The sequence below is a fragment of the Nocardioides imazamoxiresistens genome (genome assembly GCF_032378595.1).
Classification (GTDB): domain Bacteria; phylum Actinomycetota; class Actinomycetes; order Propionibacteriales; family Nocardioidaceae; genus Nocardioides; species Nocardioides imazamoxiresistens.
Genome location: NZ_JAVYII010000007.1, coordinates 120827 through 141252 on the forward strand (window position 1 = coordinate 120827; position 20426 = coordinate 141252).

Below are 20426 nucleotides of genomic sequence, written 5' to 3' on the forward strand. Positions count from 1 at the left end.
GGGAGGGATCTGATGAAGAAGTTCGGTTCGTGGGCGCTGTTGGGCGTCGGAGCGTTCCTCGTGGTGACCGCGTTGGTCGCCCGCCTGTGGGGCCTTCCGGCCGCCGAGCGCACGCCGCTCGACACGGACACCGAGACCCTCCTGTCGGGCGAGGCGTCCGGCGTCGTCGTGCAGGTGGGTGACGGCGAGCCGCAGCCCGTCGTGGCCAAGAACGTGACGCGCGCCGACTCCGAGGCCTCCGACGACGACGTCGTCGTCTTCGCGGCCACGACCTGCCTGACGGTCGACGAGGACCTCGAGGGCACCGACTACTGCGTCGGCGGCGACGACCTGCGCACGGTGACGATCTCGGCGGACGTCTTCGCCACCGACCGCCGCGACGGCGAGGCCGTCGAGAACGGCGACTACGTCGGCGGGGACTACGGCCAGAAGGAGGGCCTCGTCAACAAGTGGCCCTTCGGCGCGGAGAAGAAGGACTACGAGATCTGGGACGACGTCCTCGACCGCGCGGTGACCGCCACCTACGAGGGCGTCGAGCGGATCGACGGGCTCGAGACGTACAAGTACGTCTACTCCGTCGACGGCGAGGAGACCGAGATCGCCGACGGCACCGACGGCACGTACAGCCAGACGAAGGAGTACTGGGTCGACCCGGGCACGGGCTCGATCATCAACCAGACCCAGGAGGAGGAGCGGCTCACCGAGGACGGCGCGACCGCCCTGTCCCTGAGCCTGGCCTACACCGACGAGACCGTGCAGAACAACGTCGACACCGCGAAGGACAACAACCGCCTGCTGACGATCATCGGCGGCTGGATCCCCCTCGGTGGCGGCATCCTCGGCGTGCTCGCCCTCGGCGGCGCGGCCCTGCTGATGACCCGCGAGGGCAAGCGCGGCGACCGCGTGGCCTGACGCTGCGCCGGCCCCGGTGCTCAGCGCACCGTGGCCACGAACACCGCCGTACCCGGCAGCACGCGACCGCGTGTGGGCGACCATCCCGCCCACACGCGGTCGTTGCTTTCCGGCCACTCCGGCTCGACCAGGTCGTCGAGCCGGAAGCCGTGACGGGCCAGCAGCCGCACCCAGTCGCCGAGCGTGCGGTGGTGCTCGGCGTAGGTGACCTCCCCGGTCTGCGGGTCCGTCTCCACGTACGGCCTGCGGTCCCAGTACGACGTGGCCGCGACGAGCCCCGCCGGGCCGGGGTCGTCCGGGAAGCTCCACCGCACGGGGTGCGTCACCGAGAACGCGAAGCGTCCGCCGGGACGCAGCGTCCGCGCCACCTCCGCGACCAGCGCGTCGGCGTCCGCCACGAACTGCAGCGCGCCGTAGGAGGACAGCACGACGTCGAAGACGCGGTCGGCGAAGGGCAGACGGGTGGCGGTGGCGTGCACGAGCGGTACGCCCGCCGCGTCGCGGTCGTCGTCGATGCGGCGCGCGTGCTGGAGCTGGCGGAAGGAGAGGTCGAGGCCGTACGCCTCGCCGCCGCGCTCGCGCACCCACCGGGCGCACTGCGCCGCGCCGCAGCCGAGGTCCAGCACCCGCCGGCCCGCGACGTCGCCGAGCAGCCCGGCCTCGTCCTCGGCCAGGCCCTCGGGACCCCACACGAACCCGGCGTCGCCGAGGAACGCCCCGTGCTCGGCCTGGTAGTCGTCCGCGTGGCGGTCCCAGTCGCTACGGTTGGCGCGTCGGGTCGTCTCCTCGTCCACGCCGTGCAGCGTAGGCCGCACGGGAGGGCCGGACCCCGGTTGGACGCGCCCGCGGCGACGGGCGTACCCTGACGGATGCGCCAGCGGTCTGCCTGCGTCCCGGACGGAGCGGACCCGAGCTCGCCCTCCGTCGCACCCGCCCTCGAGGCGCCCGCGCGGGCGGTGAACCAGGACCGTCGGTGTGCCCGCACGATCCACTGTCCACCGCAAAGGTTTCCCTTTCCACATGACGAGCAGCATCTCCACCTACCCCGGCACCGAGGCACCGCAGGTCGCGGTCAACGACATCGGTTCCGAGGAGGACTTCCTGGCCGCGATCGACGCGACCATCAAGTACTTCAACGACGGCGACATCGTCGACGGCACGATCGTGAAGGTCGACCGTGACGAGGTCCTCCTCGACATCGGGTACAAGACCGAGGGCGTCATCCCCTCCCGCGAGCTGTCGATCAAGCACGACGTCGACCCCAACGAGGTCGTCGAGGTCGGTGACAAGGTCGAGGCCCTGGTCCTCCAGAAGGAGGACAAGGAGGGTCGCCTGATCCTGTCCAAGAAGCGCGCGCAGTACGAGCGCGCCTGGGGCACGATCGAGAAGGTCAAGGAGGAGGACGGCGTCGTCGAGGGCACCGTCATCGAGGTCGTCAAGGGTGGTCTCATCCTGGACATCGGCCTGCGCGGCTTCCTCCCGGCGTCGCTGGTGGAGATGCGCCGCGTGCGCGACCTGCAGCCCTACGTCGGCCAGAAGCTCGAGGCGAAGATCATCGAGCTCGACAAGAACCGCAACAACGTGGTCCTGTCGCGCCGCGCCTGGCTGGAGCAGACGCAGTCCGAGGTCCGCCAGGGCTTCCTCACGCAGCTGCAGAAGGGCCAGATCCGCAAGGGTGTCGTGTCCTCGATCGTCAACTTCGGTGCGTTCGTGGACCTCGGCGGCGTCGACGGTCTCGTCCACGTCTCCGAGCTGTCGTGGAAGCACATCGACCACCCCAACGAGGTCGTCACCGTCGGCGACGAGGTCACCGTCGAGGTCCTCGACGTGGACATGGACCGCGAGCGTGTCTCCCTGTCGCTGAAGGCGACGCAGGAGGACCCGTGGCAGCACTTCGCCCGGACGCACCAGATCGGTCAGATCGTGCCCGGCAAGGTCACCAAGCTGGTCCCCTTCGGTGCGTTCGTGCGCGTCGAGGAGGGCATCGAGGGCCTGGTCCACATCTCCGAGCTGGCCGAGCGCCACGTCGAGATCCCGGAGCAGGTCGTCCAGGTCAACGACGACGTCATGGTCAAGATCATCGACATCGACCTCGAGCGTCGCCGGATCTCGCTGTCCCTCAAGCAGGCCAACGAGACCGCGGCCGCGGCGGACGCCGACGAGTTCGACCCGACGCTCTACGGCATGACCGCGTCGTACGACGAGCAGGGCAACTACATCTACCCGGAGGGCTTCGACTCCGAGACGGGTGAGTGGCTCGAGGGCTTCGACGAGCAGCGCGCGACCTGGGAGGAGCAGTACGCCAAGGCGCACGCTCGCTGGGAGGCGCACGTCAAGCAGCAGGCCGAGGCCAAGCAGGCCGACGCCGAGGCCGGCGAGGCCACGTCGTACTCCTCCGGCGGCGACGTCGCCGAGCAGGGCGACGAGCAGGGCGGCTCGCTCGCCTCCGACGAGGCGCTGCAGGCGCTCCGCGAGAAGCTGACCGGCGGCAACTGAGTCACCGGCTCGGGCCTCGAGCCCGATGCACGCCGACGGCGCCCGTCCCCCTCGGGGGGCGGGCGCCGTCCGCATCTCCGCTCGCGCCGACCGGCGGGCGCAGGTCGTCTAGCGACGCAGGTCGAGGGGATGGGCGAGCGGGTCGGTCCGCTGGGAGCGCGGAGGTGCGCCGCGGTCGGCACGGACGGTGCGGACGAGCGCAGCGGCGAGGACCGCGAGCGCCAGGACGAGGATCGCTGCGAAGAAGGTCATGGCAGAAAGAATGCCCTCGTGCAGATCCTGCCACGAGTGGCAGTGATGCCGATGTGCGTCGATTTGCTGCCATTCGTCTGGCATGCTGGTCGGCATGCTCTCCAACGTGGCCGTGCTGGCCTACGACGGTGTCGCCCCCTTCGAGCTCGGGGTGGCGGTCGAGGCCTTCGGGCTGGACCGCTCGGACGACGCGGTTCCGGTTCCGGACTTCGCCGTCTGCGGCATCACGCCCGGGCAGGTGCGGACCAACGGCGGCTTCTCCCTCGTCCTCGAGCACGGCCTCGACCGCCTCGTCGAGGCGGACCTGGTCGTGGTTCCGGCGCTACCTCACGAGGGGACCCCCGGAGTCGTGCTCGACGCGCTCGTCGAGGTCGTCGACCGGGGTGGTCGCGTCATGTCGGTCTGCGGCGGCGCGTTCGTGCTGGGGGAGGCGGGCCTGCTCGACGACCGCGAGTGCACCACCCACTGGCGCTACACCGCCGAGCTGGCGGCCCGCTTCCCCCGGGCGCGGATCGTGCCCGACGTCCTCTACGTCGACGCGGGGCAGGTCGTGACGAGCGCGGGGACCGCGGCGGGTCTCGACGCCTGCCTGCACGTCTGGCGCCAGGAGCACGGGGCGGCGATCGCGAGCATCGTCGCGCGCCGGATGGTCGTGCCGCCGCAGCGCGAGGGCGGGCAGGCGCAGTTCGTCGCCCGCGCCGTGCCCGAGCGCGCCGCGGAGACGCTCGGGCCGCTGCTCGCGTGGATCGACGAGCACCTCGCGGACGACCTCGGCGTCGAGACGCTCGCGCGGCGCGCCCACATGTCGCCGCGGACGTTCGCCCGCCGCTTCCGCGCCGAGACAGGCACGACGCCGCACGCCTGGGTGACCGCCCAGCGCGTACGCCTCGCGGAGGAGCTGCTGGAGCGCACCGACCTCCCGGTCGACCGGGTGGCTGCCGAGGTGGGCTTCGCGAACGCCGCGACGCTGCGCCACCACTTCGTGCGGGTGCGGGGCGTGGCCCCCCACGCGTACCGGCGCACGTTCGCCTGCTGACGCTGCGGCGCGATGGGCGAGGATGGGCCCATGCGGATCGGACTGACGGGCGGCGTCGCCTCGGGCAAGAGCACGGTGGCCGGGTTCCTCGCGGAGCTCGGCGCCGTGGTGATCGACTCGGACCAGCTGGCGCGGGAGGTGGTGGCGCCCGGTTCCGAGGGGCTGGAGCGGGTGGTCGCGGCCTTCGGTGACGAGGTGCTCGCCGACGACGGGACGCTCGACCGTCCTGCCCTCGGCGCCATCGTCTTCGCCGACGAGGGGCGGCGACGCGAGCTGGAGGGGATCCTGCACCCGCTGATCCGGGCCCGGGGGGCCGAGCTGGAGCGCGCGGCCCCGCCGGGCGCGCTGGTGGTGCACGACGTCCCGCTCCTGGTGGAGACGGGTCAGCAGGGGACGTTCGACGCCGTCGTGGTCGTGGACGTGCCCGTCGAGGAGCAGGTGCGCAGGATGGTCGCCGACCGGGGCTGGAGCGAGGCCGACGCGCGCTCGCGCGTGGCGGCCCAGGCGAGCCGTGAGGAGCGGCTGGCCGCGGCCACCATCGTCGTCGACAACACCGGGACGCACGACGACCTCCGCCTGCGGGTGGCGGAGGTCGTCGAGGAGCTGCGGGGCACCCCCCGTGCGTGACGGGGGACGCGCTCGGGTGCCGCAGCGGTGAGCGGTGGGACCGCTCAGGCAGCGAGGTCCGGGTCGGCGAAGCCGCGCAGCTTCTGCAGGGCCTCCCGCTCGAGCTGACGGACGCGCTCGGCCGAGATGCCGTGCTTGGTGCCGATGTCGGCCAGCTTGTGCTGGCGACCGTCGGCGAGGCCGTAGCGCGAGCGGATGATGTCGGCCGAGCGGTCGTCGAGCAGGCCGACCAGGTTGGCCAGGCGGTCGCGCGACTCGGTGTCGAGGACCGTCAGGTCGGGGCTCGGGGACGTCTCGAGCGCCATCAGGTCGCCCAGCGAGGTGTCGCCGTCGTCGTCGACCGGGGAGTCGAGGCTGACGTGCTCGCGGCCCCACGACATCAGGTCAGTGACGCGGTCGACGGCCATGCCGAGCTCCGTGGCGATCTCCTCCGGCTCCGGGTCGCGGCCGAGCTGGCGCTCGAGCGTGCGACGCGCGCCGCTGACCTGGTTGAGCTCCTCGACGACGTGCACGGGGAGCCGGACGACCCGGGCCTGCTGGGCGATGCCCCGCGTGATGGCCTGGCGCACCCACCACGTGGCGTACGTCGAGAACTTGAAGCCCTTCGCGTAGTCGAACTTCTCGACCGCGCGGATCAGGCCGGTGTTGCCCTCCTGGATGAGGTCCAGCATCGGCATCTGCGAGCGCCCGTACTTGCGGGCGATCGAGACGACGAGCCGCAGGTTCGCCTGGATGAACGTGTCGATGGCCTTCTGGCCCTCGGCGGCCAGCCACTCCAGCTCCTCGCGGCTGGCGCTCTTGGGGGCGCCGCCGCCGCGACGGCCGACACGGCCGGTGGCGAGCAGGTGCTCGGCGAACAGCCCCGCCTCGATCGTCTTCGCCAGCTCGACCTCGGTGGCCGCGTCGAGCAGTGGCGTGCGGGCGATCTCGTCCAGGTAGAGGCCGACGCTGTCGCGACCCTCGATCTCGCGGTCGCCGGTCGCCCGGGTGGTGGTCGTGGTGCGTGTGGACATGAGACCCGCCTCCTCGTGTGTGCGGCACGGGGTGGTGCGCCGCACGTGTGGTCCAACTCCTCCGGCGCGATCGGCATTCCCCGGTGCGGTTCCCTGGACCGTCCCGACGTCCACCTCAGCGTCGCCTGTCACCCACCCTGACGAGTCGCCGCGCCCAGGAGTTGCACCGCAGCGCTAATCTCAGGCACTTCTCAGTCCCCGGGGAGAGGTCTCAGGAGTCGCCCTCGCGAGGGCCCACGTGACCGGCAGGGACCGCGTCGGCGAGGCCCATCCGGTCCAGGATCCAGGCGAGGCTGAAGGCGCGGTCCTTCCACGACTTGTAGCGGCCCGACACGCCCCCGTGGCCGGCCGCCATCTCGGTGCGCAGCAGCACGTCGCGACGGCCCACGGCCTCGGCGCGCAGACGGGCGACCCACTTGGCCGGCTCGACGTAGAGCACCCGCGTGTCGTTGATCGAGGTCTCGGCCAGGATCGGCGGGTAGTCGAGGGCGGCGACGTTGTCGTAGGGCGCGTAGGCGGCCATCCGGGCGTACGCGTCCGGGTCGTCCTCGGGGTTGCCCCACTCCTCGTACTCGCCGATCGTCAGCGGCAGGCTGGAGTCGAGCATCGAGGTGAGGGCGTCGACGAAGGGCACGGCCGCGACGACCCCGCCCCACAGCTCCGGCGCCTGGTTGAGCACGGCGCCCATCAGCAGGCCGCCGGCGCTGCCGCCCTCGGCCACCATCCGGTCGGGGGTGGTCCAGCCCGTCTCGACCAGGTGGCGACCACAGGCGATGAAGTCGGAGAAGGTGTTCTGCTTGTGCTCGAGCTTCCCGGCGTCGTACCAGCGGCGGCCCATCTCGCCGCCGCCCCGCACGTGCGCGATGGCGAACACCGCGCCGCGGTCCAGCACGCTGAGGCGTGCGACGGAGAAGTACGGGTCCATCGACGCCTCGTAGGACCCGTAGCCGTACAGGTGCAGGGGGGCGGGCGTGCCGGCGGCGACCGCCTCGGCGACCTCGCGGCGGGCCACCAGCGAGATCGGCACCCGCTCGCCGTCGACCGAGGTCGCCCACAGGCGCTCCTCGACGTAGTCGGCCGGATCGAAGCCGCCGAGCACCGGCACGCGGCGCAGCAGCCGGCGCTCACGGGTGCGCACGTCGTAGTCGTAGACCGACGCCGGCACCGCGAGCGTCGTGTAGCCGATGCGCACCACGGGCTGGTCGAAGGCGGGGTTCGAGCCGCCCTCGATCGTGTAGAGCTCGTCGTCGAACCCGACGAGGTAGTCGTCGCCGAGGCCGTTCGGCGCCGACTCGTCGAGCTCGACGATCCGCAGCTGCGTCAGCCCGTCGCTGCGCTGGTGGACCACCAGGTGCCCGGCGAAGGCCTCGACGGCCTCGAGCCGCACCGAGGGGTCGTGGGGGACCAGCGGCGCCCAGCGCTCCTGCGGCGTCGGGGTGGTCGGGGTCGTCGCGACCGCGAAGTCCGGGCCGTCGGCGTTGTGAAGCACGAGGAAGATGTCGCGACCCGACAGGCGGGCGTGCTCCAGGCCGTACTCGAGGCCGTCGACGCGCGGCGCGAACAGCTGCAGGCCGGCCTCGGGCGCGTCGAAGTCGAGGAACCGCACCTCGGTCGTCGACTTCGAGCCCGTGACGACGTAGAGGAAGCGGTCGGTGCGCGAGCGCCCGATGCCGGTCCAGTAGCGGCCGTCGGGCTCGGTGAACAGCAGCTCGTCGTCGGTCTGCGGGGTGCCGAGCACGTGGCGCCAGACCTTGTCGGGGCGCCAGGTGTCGTCGACCGTCGTGTAGTAGAACGCCGCCGAGTCGCGGTCCCAGGTCACGCCGCCGAGGACGCCGGTGAGCTCGTCCTCGAGGAGGTCGCCCGTGCCGAGGTCCTTGACCCGCACGGTGTAGCGCTCGTCGCCGACGGTGTCCGTGGCGTACGCCAGCAGCGCGGTGCTCGGGCTGACCGACGACCCGCCGAGGGAGAAGAACTCGTGGCCCTCCGCGAGCTCGTTGAGGTCGAGCAGCAGCTGCTCGCCGGGGACCGCGGGCTCGTCGGGGGAGCCGGCCGCGTCCGGTCGCGGGGGCGTCCAGTCGTCCTCGTCGGCGACCGGGACCCGGCAGCTGGCGCCGTACTCCTTGCCCTCGAACGAGCGTGAGTAGTACCAGAACCCCCGGCTGCGCGTGGGCACGGACAGGTCCGTCTCCTGCGTGCGCTCCTTGATCTCCTCGAAGATGCGCTCACGCAGGCCCGACAGGTGGGCCGTGCGCTCCTCGGTCCAGGCGTTCTCGGCCTCCAGGTACGCGACGACCTCGGGGTCCTCCTTGTCGCGCAGCCAGTCGTACGGGTCGGTGCGCTCGATCCCGTGGTGCACCGTCGTCACGGGACGGGGCTCGGCGACGGGCGGCTGCGTGGGCTCGGTGGCGCTCGACATGACGGCGAGGCTAGCCGTCGACGCCCGTCGTCGACGACGGGCGTCGCCACGGCCGCAGGGCGGGGTCGTCGGCGGCGAGGCTGCGCACGGGCCCGGGGCCCGAGGTCGCGGTCTCGAAGCGCACCGTCACCAGGCCGCGGCCCGCGCCCCACACCCAGCCGCGGCCGTGCACGTCGTGCTCGACGTCGGCGCCCGGCACCCACTCCGGCGGGGCGGTCGGCTCCGGGACCGGTGAGGGCGTGCCCGTGTCGACGTCCCCAGGAGTCTCCGCCGTCTCGGCCTCGGCGGTCGTGGGCTCGTCGGGGGCGGGCTCGTCCACGGTGCTGAACAGGTCGTCCTGCACCCAGTCCGCGAGCCCGGCGACGCCGACCCCCAGGAGGCGCACGCCTCCACGCAGGTCGACCTCGCGCGCGAGGTCGAGCAGGAGGGTGCGGGCGACGCGGGCGATCGGCCCGGGGGTGTCCACGGGGGCCGGGAGCGTGGCGGAGCGGTTGAGCGTGGTGAAGTCGGCGAGGCGCACCTTGATGGTCACGGTCCGCCCCGACAGCCCGACGTCGGCCAGGCGGCGGGCCACCCCGGAGGCCTGGCGCGTCAGGATGTCGGACATCACGTCGAGGTCGGTGTGGTCGGTCTCGTAGGTGCTCTCCACGCTCACGGACTTGGCCTCGCGCTCCGCGACGACGGGGCGCGGGTCGACGGCACGGGCGAGGTCGAAGAGCGTACGCCCGTGCGCGCGGCCGACCTGGCGCACCAGCTCGTCGACGCTCAGGCCCTCCAGGTCGGCGACCGTGCGCACGCCGGCGCGCCGCAGCCGCTCGGCGGTCGCCGGGCCGACGCCGGGGATCACGGTCACGGCCATCGGTCGCAGCAGCTCGCGCTCGGTGCCGGGCGGGACGACCACCAGGCCGTCGGGCTTGTCGAGGTCGCTGGCCACCTTGGCGACGAACTTGGACGAGGCGAGGCCCACCGAGGCCGTCAGCCCGCCCGTCGCGTCGGCCACGCGGACGCGCAGCGCCTCCGCGACCTCCGCCAGGGCGTCGGTAGCGAGGTCCCGCTCGCCGACCGCGAGGTCGACGAACGCCTCGTCCAGCGACAGCGGCTCCACCAGGGGCGAGACCTCCCGCAGGATCCCCATCACGATCCCGCTGGCCTCGCGGTAGGCGTCGAAGCGTCCCCGCAGGTACGCCGCGTGCGGGCAGCGGGCACGGGCCTCGCGGGTCGACATCGCCGAGCGCACGCCGAAGACGCGCGCCTCGTAGGAGGCGGTGGCGACCACCCCGCGGTTGCCCACCCCGCCCACGACGACGGGTCGTCCGCGCAGCGACGGCTTGTCGCGCTGCTCCACGGCGGCGAAGAACGCGTCGAGGTCGAGGTGCAGCACCGAGGCGTGGGGACGACCTGGGGGCACGGGCACACCGGGAACGCTAGCCCCCGGCGCCGGCGGGCCGGTTGTCGTCCCCAGGCGTCGCTCGCGACGGCCTCCTCCACAGCGCCCGCCCCTCGTTGCGTCGGCCCTTGGGCACGGGGGATTCGGGGCTGCATGGACACACGAGACGCCTCCGGGGCACCCGAGCCCACGCCCGAGCCCACGCCCACGCCCACGCTCGAGCCCACACCCGCTCCGGGGGCGGTGCCCGCACCGGAGGAACCGGTCCGACTGCGTCTGAGCACGCCCGAGGACCTGCTCGCCGCCGTGCCCGTCCTGCTCGGCTTCGAGCCGGCCGACTCGCTGGTGCTGCTGACCTTCACCGCCCCGGGCGCGCCACGGGGACCGCAGCTGCGCGTCGACCTGCCCGACGCGGGCGACGCCGTGGCGCTCGACGAGCTGGTCGACCTCGTGCTCGCCCCCTGCGTGCGGCACCGCGTGGAGCGGGTCGCGATGGTGCTCTACACCGTTGCCGAGCGTGCCGCAGCGACGGTCGCCGACGCGCTCGTGCCGGCCCTGCTCGACGTGGGGGTGGACGTCGTGACGGTGGTCGCCGCCGACGGCCGGACCTGGTGGCGTGTCGACGACCCCGCAGGTGCGCTCGGCATGCCGGCCGTGCGCACGGCGTACCGGGTCGACGCCCACCCGATCCGCGCCGACGCGGTCGTGCGAGGCCAGGTCGTGCACGCCAGCCGCGCCGAGCTGGCGGCCACGCTCGCGCCGCACGAGACCCGGCAGACGCGGGTCACGCGTGCCGCGCGGGACGAGCGGCGCCGTGACCGGGCACGCACCTCCGCCGCCGAGACGGCGTGGGTCGCGGGCACGGTGAGCGACCTCGTGCGACGACGGCTCGCCCCGCCCACGGGCGCGTCGGACCGGCGGACGACGGTCGACCTCGACCCCGCGACGGCGGCGCGCCTGCTGCTCGCGCTGGAGGTCGGGGTCAACCGCGACGCTGCCTGGCGAGGCCTCGACCGTGCCACGGCCCAGGCGCACCACGACCTGTGGACCGACCTGCTCCGCTGCGCGCCGGCCGGGCTGCGAGCCGCGCCCGCGGCCCTGGTCGCGCTGACCTCGTGGCTGCTCGGCAACGGCGCCCTCGCCTGGTGCGGCGTGGACGCGTGCCTCGAGGAGGCGCCGCAGCACGGTCTGGGCTGCCTGGTGCGCGACCTCCTGGTCGCCGCGACCCCGCCGACGTGGTGGGAGGAGGTCGCCACCCTCGTCCACGGCGACCCTGCGTGACGGTGGGGTGATCGCGCGGCTCGGGCGGGTCGACGGCGTGGCACGCACCACTACGCTGCCGGCATGGGCGAGGAGGTCGAGCAGCAGGAGTTCTCGAGGGCGGACCGCACGCGGCACCGGGAGAAGGTGCGGGCGTCCCTCGACGTGCTCGCCCGGATGCTCTCGGCGGACGCGTTCACGGGGGAGGACCCCCGCACCGGGCTCGAGGTCGAGCTGAACCTCGTCGACGAGCGGGAGGAGCCCGCCCTGCGCAGCGCCGAGGTCTTGGACGCGGTGTCCGACCCGGACTTCCAGACAGAGCTGGGCCAGTTCAACGTCGAGATCAACGTGCCGCCCGCCCGGCTGCGACCGACCGAGCCGGGGGGCCCCGGCGGCCTGACCGTCTTCGAGGAGACGCTGCGCCGCAGCCTCAATGAGGCGGAGCAGGCCAGCGCCCGCGTCGGCGCCCACCTCGTCATGATCGGCATCCTGCCGACCCTCGGCCAGGGCCACATGCACCCCTCGAGCCTCAGTCCGAACCCGCGCTACGCGCTCCTCAGCGATCAGATCCTCGCCGCCCGAGGCGAGGACATCGTCATCGACATCGAGGGCGTCGAGCACGTCACGACCACCACCGACACCATCGTCCCGGAGGCCGCCTGCACGAGCACCCAGCTCCACGTGCAGACGAGCCCGGACGACTTCGCCGCGTATTGGAACGCCTCGCAGGCCGTCGCGGGGATCCAGGTGGCGCTGGGCGCGAACGCGCCGTACCTGCTGGGTCGCGAGGTGTGGCGCGAGACGCGGATCCCGCTGTTCGAGCAGGCCACCGACACGCGCAGCGAGGAGCTCAAGGCGCAGGGCGTGCGCCCCCGGGTCTGGTTCGGCGAGCGCTGGGTGACCTCGGTGTTCGACCTGTTCGAGGAGAACGTGCGCTACTTCCCGGCGCTCCTGCCCGTCACCGACGACGAGGACCCCGCGGCCGTGCTGGAGGCCGGCGGCGTGCCCGGGCTCTCCGAGCTGCGCCTGCACAACGGCACCGTGTACCGCTGGAACCGTCCGGTCTACGACGTCGCCGACGGCGAGCCGCACCTGCGGGTGGAGAACCGTGTGCTCGCGGCGGGACCGACGGTGGTCGACACGATGGCGAACGCCGCCCTCTACTTCGGCCTCGTGCGATCCCTCGTGAGCGAGGACCGGCCGCTGTGGACGCGGATGTCGTTCAGCGCGGCCGAGGAGAACTTCCACGTCGGCGCGCGCGACGGCATCGACGCGCACGTGTACTGGCCGGGGGTCGGCCAGGTCGCGGTGACCGAGCTGGTGCTGCGGCGGCTGCTGCCCGCCGCTCGCGCCGGGCTCGCCGACTGGGGGGTCCCGGACTCCGAGGCCGACCGGCTGCTCGGCATCATCGAGCAGCGGTGCCTGACGGGCCGCAACGGCGCACGCTGGTTCGTCGACCGGGTGCACGCCGAGCGCACGGCCGGACGCGAGGAGGCCCTGCGGATCGCGCTGGCCGACTACCGCGCCCGGATGCACAGCAACGACCCGGTCCACTCCTGGGACTGACCCGCCTCACGCGGCCGGCGCCGGCGGGCGAGCGGGGCGCGGGTCGTGGCGTCCGTTGCGACCGTCGCGCCGGTCCCGCAGCCGGCGCCAGGTGCGGCCGCTCGCCGTGGCCGGGCACCACCAGCCCTCGCGGGTGACGACCACGAAGGGCGCGACGGCGCCGGTCTCGCCGGTGACGCACCGGGTGGCGCGCTGCCAGGCGAGGTCGACCTCCAGGACCTCGTCGGCGGACGGGCGCGTCAACCACACCAGGGGCGGGCGTGCGGCGGCGGGGGAGCGCAGGTGGGCCTCCAGCAGACCCGTCAGGAGGTCGGCGCGCAGCGCGTCGTCACGCAGTCCCGGCGGCAGGTCGGCGTCGACGGCCCGGCTCGTGCCCGGCACGCCCACGTGCAGCCGCGGGGCGAACCGCCGGCGGGCGCTGCTGCCCTCCAGGAGGTCCAGGACCGCGCGACGCAGGTCGGCCGCCGTCGTGCCCGGCGGCACCGCGGGGTCGGGAACGGACGAGCGCGCGGGCATCGCCCCAGCGTGCCAGGGGTGCGCTGCGGCCGCGGACCGTTCTCCACAGACCGGGGATCGGCTAGCGTGCAGACGGGTCCTGCGCGGACGACGCCGGACCAGCGAGGAGGACGCGTGTCGACGATCGTGGTGGGTTATGTCGCCAAGCCCGAGGGCGAGGCGGCGCTCCGCAGCGCGCTCGAGGAGGCCCGTCTGCGCAGCAGCCGGGTGGTGCTGGTCCACGCGACCCGCGCGGACGAGCCGGACGCGGGGCTGGCCGAGGCGGTGGAGCACCTGGCCGGGTCCGGGCTGGAGCACGAGGTGCGGGTGTCCACGGGTGCCTTCGACCCCGCCGAGGACCTGCTGCGGATCAGCGAGGAGGTCGGCGCGACGCTCATCGTGATCGGACTGCGACGGCGTACGCCCGTGGGCAAGCTGCTGCTGGGCAGCAACGCCCAGCGGATCCTGCTCGACGCCGGACCGCCGGTGCTGGCCGTCAAGGTGGGGGACTGACCCGGCTCCCGGGCCGTGGGAGCATGCCGTCATGGGCTTCCAGATCGCCGGTGAGCCGGCTGCCGACCAGGTGCTCGACGACCATGCGTTCGCGCCGCTCGTCGGGATGATGCTGGACCAGCAGTACGGCATGGAGCACGCCTTCAGGGGGCCGTGGAAGGTGCTGAGCCGCTTCGGGACGCTCGAGCCGGCGGCGATCGCCGCGGCCGACCCCGAGGAGTTCGTGGCGCTGTGCAGCCAGCCGCCGGCCATCCACCGCTTCCCCGGCTCCATGGCGGCGCGCCTGCAGGACCTCGCGCGCGTGATCACGCAGGAGTACGGCGGTGACACCTCCCGCCTGTGGTCCGAGGCCACGTCCGGCAAGGACCTCCTCAAGCGCATCAAGGCGCTGCCGGGCTTCGGCGACCAGAAGGCGCGCATCTTCGTCGCGTTCCTCGCCAAGCACCTCGACGTGCGGCCGGAGGGCTGGGAGGCCGCGGCCGGCGACTACGCCCTCGAGGGGTACCGCTCGGTGGCCGACGTGGTCGACGCCGACTCGCTGTTGAAGGTGCGCGAGTACAAGCAGGCCAAGAAGGCGGCCGCGAAGGCGTGAGCGGGACGTCGGGCCTGGTCGTCTCCTGATCGGGGACCGATGGAGGGGGAGGGAATGAGCGAGCGCCGTCTCTACCGGCAGGGCGACCGGTTCACCGTCGCGTGGGTACGCGTCGCGCTGGGCCTGGTGGTGGCCCTGCTCGTCGCGGCCCTCGTGGCCGTGCTCCTGGGCGCGCCGTGGCGTCTGCCCGCCGGCCTCGCGGGGCTCGCGGTCGTCCCCGCAGTCGCCGCCCTGATGGGCCTCCTCGACGACGGGACCCCGCCCGACCAGTCCGTCACGGACGTGTCGACGAACCTCTGAGCTCCGCCCCCGGGTCGGCGCCGGGGCGCCCCGGGCGGGCGGAGGGGAGCCACAGCGCTGCGAGGACCGCCACGCCGAGCACCCCCGCGGGCACCAGGAGCGCCGCGCGCAGCCCCTCGTGGTCGCCGAGGAACCCCAGGGCCGGCGGACCCACGAGGAACGCGACGTAACCGGCCGTGGCGACGAGGGCGACGCGCCGGGTCGGGTCGGGGCCCGACCCGCCTGCCGCGGAGATGGCGACCGGGAACCCCAGCGAGGTGCCCAGGCCCCACAGCACGACCGCCAGTGCTGCCACGACCTGGTGGTCGACCACGGAGACCGCGACGATGCCGACCACGCCGAGCGCCGCGCTCGCGGCGAGCACGCGGGCGTGGCCCAGGCGGACGATCACGGGGCCCCCGGCCAGCCGACCGACGGTCATGGCGGCCGCGAACAGCGCGTACACGCCCGATCCGAGCGCCGGGTCGAGGTCGTGGCCGTCGACCATGACGAGCGGCAGCCAGTCGTTCGCCGTGCCCTCGGCCAGGGCCATGGCCAGCACGACGACGCCGACGAGCACGAGCGTGCGGTCCGGGCGCGGCCGTCCGGGCGCGGGGGAGGGGGCCTCCTGCGTCTCCGCGGCCGGGACCGCGGCGGCGCCCCGCACGCGGCCGGTCCCGTGCGGCAGGCGCGGCACCCCGAGCGCGACGAGGACCGCGCCGATCGCGCCGACCGCGAGAAGGTGGGGCAGCACGGGCACGGCGCGGGCGGTGAACGCGATCCCGGCGACCGCACCGACGACGGTGCCGAGGCTGAACCAGCCGTGCAGGGCGTGCAGGAACGGGCGCCCGCTCTGCTCCTCGACCGCGGCCCCCTCGACGTTCATCGCCACCTCGCCGCCGCCCATGCCGGCGCCGAACAGGAACAGGCCCGCGGTCACCAGCGGGGCGGAGCCGACCTCGGCCCCGAGCCCTGTGGTCGGCATGCTGGCCACCACGGCCACCACGCCGAGCAGGATCACCGGACGCGCGCCCATGCGGCGCACGAGCGCGCCCGACGACAGGATGCCCAGCATCGACCCGGCCGAGAGCCCGAAGAGCACCAGTCCCATCTCGGCCGTCGACGCCCCGAGCTCGTCGCGGATCGCGGGGGTCCGGGTCACCCACGAGGCGATCGCGAGGCCCGGGAGGAAGAACAGGGCGGTCAACGCTCGGCGGCGCTGCATCGGCGTGGACACGGGACGGGGCTCCTGGGCGGGTGAGGGCGGGTGTGCGGGCGGGTGCGGGCGGGTGCGGGCGGGTGCGGGAGCCCATGACACCGCACGCCCCCGACGGGCCGGACGGCGAGGTCGCACGAGGTGTCGTGGCGCCCCGGGGAGACCGGATCGGGCGGAAGGACGTACGCCCGGGGCGGGTGGCGTTGTGGGGAGTCGTGCAGGTGCGTGGCATCATGGTCCGAGCGGCCCTTGACAGTCCCTGGCTCCGCCGCGCCCCGATACTGTGTGACGAGAGGTTTTCGTGGCTTCGATCCCCCGCAAGAAGCTCCCTGACGAGGTGCTCACCCATCCGGCCGTGACCGCCCTCGTGGAGCAGGGTTCGGCGACCGGTGTGGTGACGCCCGACGCGGTCCGACAGGCGAGCGAGGACGCGGCGATCGAGCCGATCCACCTCAAGGCGCTGCTGGCGCACCTCAGCACCCACGGCATCACGGTCGACATCGGCGCCGCCAGCACGCGTGCGGTCGCCGCGTCCTCGACGCGCAAGAAGACGACGGCCACGGCGACCGCCAAGAAGGCGACGGCCAAGAAGACCGCCGCGAAGCCCGCCGCGAAGAAGGCGGCGGCCGCGAAGGCCACGGCCGTCGTCGAGGACGATGCGGAGGGCGACGAGGGCGACGAGGCCGTCGATGTCGAGGGCATCGAGGAGGTCGACCTCGGCGAGGAGCTGGTGATCGAGACCGGCGACGGTGAGGACTCCGACAAGGAGCCGACCAAGATCGGCCCGGACGGCAAGAAGATCCTGCCGGACATCCCCGACGACCAGTTCGAGAAGGACGTCGCCGCCGACCCCACGATCAAGCAGGACGAGAAGGAGGCCTCCTTCGTCGTCTCGGCCGCCGACGACACGGACGAGCCCGAGCAGCAGGTCATGGTCGCGGGCGCCACGGCGGACCCGGTCAAGGACTACCTGAAGCAGATCGGCAAGGTCCCGCTGCTCAACGCCGAGATGGAGGTCGAGCTCGCCAAGCGGATCGAGGCCGGCCTGTTCGCGGAGGAGAAGCTCGCCAAGGGCGGCAAGATCTCCGCGTCGGCGCTCGAGGAGCTCGAGTGGATCACCGACGACGGGCGTCGCGCGAAGAACCACCTGCTCGAGGCCAACCTTCGTCTCGTCGTGTCCCTGGCCAAGCGCTACACCGGCCGCGGCATGCTGTTCCTGGACCTCATCCAGGAGGGCAACCTGGGCCTGATCCGGGCGGTCGAGAAGTTCGACTACACCAAGGGCTACAAGTTCTCGACGTACGCCACGTGGTGGATCCGTCAGGCGATCACCCGCGCGATGGCCGACCAGGCGCGCACCATCCGCATCCCGGTGCACATGGTCGAGGTCATCAACAAGCTGGCCCGCGTGCAGCGCCAGATGCTCCAGGACCTGGGTCGCGAGCCCACCCCGGAGGAGCTGGCCAAGGAGCTCGACATGACGCCCGAGAAGGTCGTCGAGGTCCAGAAGTACGGTCGCGAGCCCATCTCGCTGCACACCCCGCTGGGCGAGGACGGCGACTCCGAGTTCGGCGACCTGATCGAGGACTCCGAGGCCATCGTCCCCGCGGACGCCGTGTCCTTCACGCTCCTGCAGGAGCAGCTCCACGCCGTGCTCGACACGCTCTCCGAGCGCGAGGCCGGCGTGGTCTCGATGCGCTTCGGTCTGACCGACGGCCAGCCCAAGACGCTCGACGAGATCGGCAAGGTCTACGGCGTGACGCGTGAGCGCATCCGCCAGATCGAGTCGAAGACGATGAGCAAGCTGCGCCACCCGTCGCGCTCCCAGGTCCTGCGCGACTACCTGGACTGAGCAAGCAGCACCACCGACGCCGAGGGCGTCCTCGGACGAGCCGTCGTCCCGCTTCCCGCGGGGCGGCGGCTCGTCCGTCTCCACGGACCGGAGACCTCCGCCGCCGGTGTCCTTGACCCTGTGGTGTGACGCGGCTCACGATGCCCGGGACCAACACTCTCGGGAGGTCTGCCATGGTCGTACGTCCTCGTGACCGCGTCAGGACGCGGTCGCTGCTCACCCTGTCGCTCGTCGCGGCGGCGCTCGCCGCCCCCGGCGCGGCCCTCGCCGCCCCGACGGGGCCGCCGTCGGATCCGGCGCCCGGCCCGTCCGCGACAGCGTCGGCACGCACCGCAGAGCTGCCGACCGCGGCCGTCGCCCTCGGCGACAGCTTCGTCAGCGGCGAGGGCGCGGGCGACTACCGCGCCGTGCCCGACGAGAACGGGGTGGCCCAGGCGTTCCCCGGCTGGGACGCGCCGAACAGCAACGCGTACTTCTGCCACCGCTCGGCGAACGCCTCGATCGAGGTGGCGGAGCTCGACGGCATCGACGCCCGCTTCAACCTGGCCTGCTCCGGGGGCCGACCCGCCGACGTCGCGCAGGCCTCCTCGGCGCGGGAGGGCGGTCGGGGCGTGGCGGCGCAGCTCGAGCAGCTGCGGTCGGTCGCCGGCACCCACGACATCGACCTCGTGCTGGTCGGCCTGGGCTCGAACAACAGCACCTTCACGTTCGGCGACGTCGCCGCGGAGTGCGCGGGCCGGTTCGTGGGCGACGGCTACACCGGCTGGTGGGAGGTGTGGATCCACCTCCTGAACTGGATCACGGGCAGCGAGCTGCCGGAGCGGCCGTGCACCGAGGCCGACCTGGCGAGCGCCGAGCAGCTGGCGGCGGCGCAGGCCGAGACGGCCGCGGCGGTCGGACAGATCCTCGACACCCTCGCCGAGATCGACCCGGACGGTGAGCACCGGGTGGTGCTGCAGGACTACACGAACCCGCTGCCGGAGGCGTACGCGCAGGAGTACCTCACCGAGTCCGGCCGCGACGACGGCCGGGACAAGTTCCGGGCGCTGGTCGACGAGCGGTACGCCGCGGGTTGTCCGGCGCACGTGGCCTCGCTGGGTCCGGCCCACGGGTTCTCCGCGGGTCTCGGCACGCTGGTCGGGGGAGTGGCGGACACCGTGCGCACGACCCACCCGGACAGCGACGTGGTCTACCTGGACGTGCAGTCCGCGTTCGACGGAGCGCGGCTGTGCGAGGCCCCGGGAAGTCCGACCACGGCGCTCGCCACGCCCCTTCGGGTCATGGACGGTCCGAGCGGCCAGCACGTCGAGAGCTTCGCGCCGTTCGACAAGCTGGACATCAAGCGGGTCACCGACACGTGCCAGGAGTACTACCAGACCTGCCAGGAGTCGTGGCACCCGAACGTCGCCGGGCACGAGGTGCTCGGACGGTGCCTGACGGGCGCAGCGAGCACCGCCAGCGCCACGGTGACGTGCGTACGTCAGCCGGACGGCACGGTGAGTACCGGCTGAGGGAGCGGTCAGAGCTGGAAGACGGCGACGACCCACACGGTGATCGCCACCACGGCGGCCGTGGCCTCGATGGCGATGCTCAGCCCGACCGCCTTGAGGGCGTGGACCGTCGAGGCACGGGCCTCGGAGGTCCCCAGGCGGGCGCTCTCCGCGGCGTACACGCCCAGCACGAAGCCTGCGAACAGCCCGACCACGGGGACGACGAAGAAGCCGACGATCCCCACCAGGCCGCCGAGGAGCAGGGTGCGGCCGGGCACGCCGGCGTCCTTGAGCCGCTTGCCGGGCACCGCGTACTGCACCACCGTGCCCACGGCCAGGACCACCGCCGCGGCGGCGAACCAGGCCCACGCGGTGCCACCGGTCAGGGCGGCCCAGGTGAGCAGGGTCGCGGCGATCAGGAGGGTGCCGGGCAGCACGGGCACGACGATCCCCGTGATGCCGACGAGCAGGAGGAGGGCGACGAGCCCGTCGGTCCAGGTCATGGGCTCATCCTCGCAGCAGCACGACGGCCCCGGACCTGTCGGTCCGGGGCCGGTCGTGGTCGGGCGCGATCAGGTCGCGCGGTGGCTCAGCGCTCGTCGGTGGTGGCGGACGCCGGCGTCCCGGCCAGCTTGTGGGTCTCGTCCTGGACGTGGCTCGCCACGGAACGCAGCGCGTCGCCGTGCTGCCGGGCGTGGTGGGCACAGAACAGGAGCTCGCCGCCGCTGGCGAGCTCGACCCGCAGGTAGGCCTGGGCGCCGCAACGGTCACAACGGTCCGTCGCGGTCAGTGCCGCGGAGTCAGGGGCAACTGCAGTGGTCACATCGGCCTCATTTCTCTTCATCGGTGCCAGGTCCAACCTAGCGGCCGGGGGAAAGATTCCCGGCCCCCGTGGGTGGGGCTGACGTCCACGATCACATCACGTCGTGCTGTACCCGTCGCAGGCCGCCCCCATTCCTGAGATCGGCCACGAACTGCGCCGTCCGGTCCGGGTGACGTCGTCATCCTGCGTTCTCCATCGACA

General features: G+C 73.2%; 20 protein-coding genes. 11 read left to right on the forward strand and 9 right to left on the reverse strand.

All coding sequences use genetic code 11. The annotated features are described in order from the left end of the window. Positions 1–12: 12 nt before the first annotated feature. A complete protein-coding gene (pgfA, locus tag RDV89_RS15860; RefSeq protein ID WP_315734444.1) occupies positions 13–912 on the forward strand; it encodes a cell envelope lipid trafficking protein PgfA in 900 nt (299 codons plus the stop codon). A 20-nt stretch (positions 913–932) separates the two neighbouring features. On the opposite strand, the gene RDV89_RS15865 is transcribed toward pgfA, so the two are convergent. Next, on the reverse strand, positions 933–1706 hold the full coding sequence (locus RDV89_RS15865) for a class I SAM-dependent methyltransferase (RefSeq protein WP_315734446.1): 774 nt from the start codon (positions 1704–1706) through the stop codon (positions 933–935). Positions 1707–1932: 226 nt separating this feature from the next. Between RDV89_RS15865 and rpsA the strand changes: the two genes are divergently transcribed. After that, complete coding sequence (gene rpsA / locus RDV89_RS15870; protein ID WP_315734448.1) at positions 1933–3408, forward strand: 30S ribosomal protein S1; 1476 nt, start codon at positions 1933–1935, stop codon at positions 3406–3408. A 108-nt stretch (positions 3409–3516) separates the two neighbouring features. Here rpsA and RDV89_RS15875 read toward each other — a convergent pair whose 3' ends face one another. Next, positions 3517–3660, reverse strand: a complete 144-nt coding sequence (locus tag RDV89_RS15875; protein ID WP_315734449.1) for a hypothetical protein — start codon at positions 3658–3660, stop codon at positions 3517–3519. A 94-nt stretch (positions 3661–3754) separates the two neighbouring features. On the opposite strand from RDV89_RS15875, the gene RDV89_RS15880 reads away from it, so the two are divergent. After that, a complete protein-coding gene (locus RDV89_RS15880) occupies positions 3755–4696 on the forward strand; it encodes a helix-turn-helix domain-containing protein (protein WP_315734451.1) in 942 nt (313 codons plus the stop codon). Between the two features lie 30 nt (positions 4697–4726). Beyond that, a complete protein-coding gene (gene coaE / locus RDV89_RS15885; protein WP_315734452.1) occupies positions 4727–5323 on the forward strand; it encodes a dephospho-CoA kinase in 597 nt (198 codons plus the stop codon). Between the two features lie 44 nt (positions 5324–5367). On the opposite strand, the gene RDV89_RS15890 is transcribed toward coaE, so the two are convergent. The 3 genes from RDV89_RS15890 to RDV89_RS15900 all read right to left on the reverse strand — a co-directional run bounded on the left by RDV89_RS15890 (position 5368) and on the right by RDV89_RS15900 (position 10166). Continuing rightward, positions 5368–6336, reverse strand: coding sequence for a sigma-70 family RNA polymerase sigma factor (locus RDV89_RS15890; RefSeq protein WP_315734453.1), 969 nt, complete (start codon positions 6334–6336; stop codon positions 5368–5370). A gap of 211 nt (positions 6337–6547) precedes the next feature. Next, positions 6548–8752, reverse strand: a complete 2205-nt coding sequence (locus RDV89_RS15895; RefSeq protein WP_315734455.1) for a S9 family peptidase — start codon at positions 8750–8752, stop codon at positions 6548–6550. A gap of 10 nt (positions 8753–8762) precedes the next feature. Next, positions 8763–10166 carry a DNA polymerase IV gene (locus tag RDV89_RS15900; RefSeq protein ID WP_315734457.1) on the reverse strand — a complete coding sequence of 468 codons (1404 nt, stop codon included), beginning with the start codon at positions 10164–10166 and terminating at the stop codon, positions 8763–8765. A gap of 126 nt (positions 10167–10292) precedes the next feature. Here RDV89_RS15900 and RDV89_RS15905 point away from each other — a divergent pair, with 126 nt between their 5' ends. After that, entirely contained in the window at positions 10293–11420 is a 1128-nt protein-coding gene (locus tag RDV89_RS15905) for a DUF4192 domain-containing protein (protein ID WP_315734459.1), read from the forward strand. 63 nt (positions 11421–11483) lie between these two features. Beyond that, the gene (locus RDV89_RS15910; protein ID WP_315734461.1) at positions 11484–12965 is read left to right on the forward strand and encodes a glutamate-cysteine ligase family protein; all 1482 of its coding nucleotides are present in this window, start codon (positions 11484–11486) and stop codon (positions 12963–12965) included. A 6-nt stretch (positions 12966–12971) separates the two neighbouring features. Here the strand turns inward: RDV89_RS15910 and RDV89_RS15915 are convergent, their stop codons facing one another. After that, entirely contained in the window at positions 12972–13481 is a 510-nt protein-coding gene (locus RDV89_RS15915) for a hypothetical protein (protein ID WP_315734463.1), read from the reverse strand. A gap of 114 nt (positions 13482–13595) precedes the next feature. On the opposite strand from RDV89_RS15915, the gene RDV89_RS15920 reads away from it, so the two are divergent. Genes RDV89_RS15920 through RDV89_RS15930 form a run of 3 tightly spaced genes read left to right on the forward strand, consistent with a single transcriptional unit; the run spans position 13596 to position 14865 of the window. Further along, the gene (locus RDV89_RS15920) at positions 13596–13973 is read left to right on the forward strand and encodes a universal stress protein (protein ID WP_315734465.1); all 378 of its coding nucleotides are present in this window, start codon (positions 13596–13598) and stop codon (positions 13971–13973) included. 31 nt (positions 13974–14004) lie between these two features. Further along, entirely contained in the window at positions 14005–14565 is a 561-nt protein-coding gene (locus tag RDV89_RS15925; protein ID WP_315734466.1) for an HhH-GPD-type base excision DNA repair protein, read from the forward strand. Positions 14566–14619: 54 nt separating this feature from the next. Next, entirely contained in the window at positions 14620–14865 is a 246-nt protein-coding gene (locus RDV89_RS15930; RefSeq protein ID WP_315734468.1) for a hypothetical protein, read from the forward strand. Here RDV89_RS15930 and RDV89_RS15935 read toward each other — a convergent pair. Next, entirely contained in the window at positions 14840–16198 is a 1359-nt protein-coding gene (locus tag RDV89_RS15935) for an MFS transporter (protein ID WP_369012415.1), read from the reverse strand. The two genes, RDV89_RS15930 and RDV89_RS15935, sit on opposite strands and share 26 nt — an antisense overlap. A gap of 163 nt (positions 16199–16361) precedes the next feature. Here RDV89_RS15935 and RDV89_RS15940 point away from each other — a divergent pair, with 163 nt between their 5' ends. Both RDV89_RS15940 and RDV89_RS15945 read left to right on the forward strand, forming a co-directional pair. Further along, positions 16362–17912 (forward strand): RNA polymerase sigma factor, encoded by a 1551-nt coding sequence (locus RDV89_RS15940; protein ID WP_315734471.1) that lies wholly within the window; start codon positions 16362–16364, stop codon positions 17910–17912. Between the two features lie 173 nt (positions 17913–18085). Then, positions 18086–19423, forward strand: coding sequence for an SGNH/GDSL hydrolase family protein (locus RDV89_RS15945; RefSeq protein ID WP_315734472.1), 1338 nt, complete (start codon positions 18086–18088; stop codon positions 19421–19423). 8 nt (positions 19424–19431) lie between these two features. Here RDV89_RS15945 and RDV89_RS15950 read toward each other — a convergent pair whose 3' ends face one another. Together RDV89_RS15950 and RDV89_RS15955 are read right to left on the reverse strand one after the other, a co-directional pair. Then, complete coding sequence (locus RDV89_RS15950) at positions 19432–19905, reverse strand: DUF456 domain-containing protein (protein WP_315734474.1); 474 nt, start codon at positions 19903–19905, stop codon at positions 19432–19434. 86 nt (positions 19906–19991) lie between these two features. Then, a complete protein-coding gene (locus RDV89_RS15955) occupies positions 19992–20246 on the reverse strand; it encodes a DUF7455 domain-containing protein (RefSeq protein ID WP_315734476.1) in 255 nt (84 codons plus the stop codon). Between the last annotated feature and the right edge of the window lie 180 nt (positions 20247–20426).